Source organism: Arsenophonus sp. ENCA (assembly GCF_002287155.1).
In the GTDB taxonomy this organism is placed as follows: domain Bacteria; phylum Pseudomonadota; class Gammaproteobacteria; order Enterobacterales; family Enterobacteriaceae; genus Arsenophonus; species Arsenophonus nilaparvatae.
Map to the genome: position 1 here is coordinate 1 of NZ_NHNG01000810.1, position 705 is coordinate 705.

General features: G+C 40.0%; 2 protein-coding genes. One reads left to right on the plus strand and one right to left on the minus strand.

Annotated elements, in window-relative coordinates; all coding sequences use genetic code 11:
• Positions 1–223 precede the first annotated feature (223 nt).
• On the plus strand, positions 224–406 hold the full coding sequence (locus tag CBG25_RS20990) for a hypothetical protein (protein ID WP_290608997.1): 183 nt from the start codon (positions 224–226) through the stop codon (positions 404–406).
• On the opposite strand, the gene CBG25_RS20995 is transcribed toward CBG25_RS20990, so the two are convergent.
• Positions 403–585 carry a hypothetical protein gene (locus tag CBG25_RS20995; protein WP_290608998.1) on the minus strand — a complete coding sequence of 61 codons (183 nt, stop codon included), beginning with the start codon at positions 583–585 and terminating at the stop codon, positions 403–405. The two genes, CBG25_RS20990 and CBG25_RS20995, sit on opposite strands and share 4 nt — an antisense overlap.
• Between the last annotated feature and the right edge of the window lie 120 nt (positions 586–705).

Sequence of the window (705 nt, forward strand, 5' to 3'; positions counted from 1 at the left end):
TACAGGTTTCGATCTTGACCAGCGGGTCACCCAACTTGTCGATCGTCTGTTGGTGATACTGGTTTGCAAAGAGGTCATTCTTAATGGCGCTGCGTTTCTTCATGGTGGTTAGCTCAGTAGACCAGCTTCCGATAACTTTATCAGCAAAATCAAACTCGGCTTAGGTTTTTCGAGGTGCCCTATAGACAAAAAAAGCCCTTGTGTACTAATTGCCGATGATACATTGATTGCCAAAACACGTAGTAGAAAAATAGAGATGGTTCATTATCAATATTCAGGTAATAAGCATGATGTTATTGCTGGCATAGGTTTGGTTAATTTGCTTTGGCATGATCTGACAAGTGTTGAATCAATTCCTATTGACTATCGTATTTATGATAAAGACACGAGTTTCGCACAAAACTAATTTGGGTACGCTAATAAAACACGGATGTGCTCAGCAATAGCATTTTTGATTACGTCCCAATTTTGTTGATAAAGGGTTATTTTTTCAGATATACGACGTTTATGTTGTTCAAACCACGCAGAAATAGCGAGAAAAATATGATTTCTTTGCGCTCGGCTCGTGCGAGCCTGACGGCCCATTCCCAGTCGAAACGCAACAAACCCATAAAACGTTATGCAGCCATTAGATGAGCTAAAAATACTTCATTTGGAGAAAAATAGCCCAACGATTTTCGTCCCCGAGTATTAAGTATGTGCTCA

Coding starts and splice junctions, on each gene's coding strand:
- CBG25_RS20995 (WP_290608998.1), bottom strand. CDS start 585: ATGGGCCGTCAGGCTCGCACGAGCCGAGCGCAAAGAAATCATATTTTT.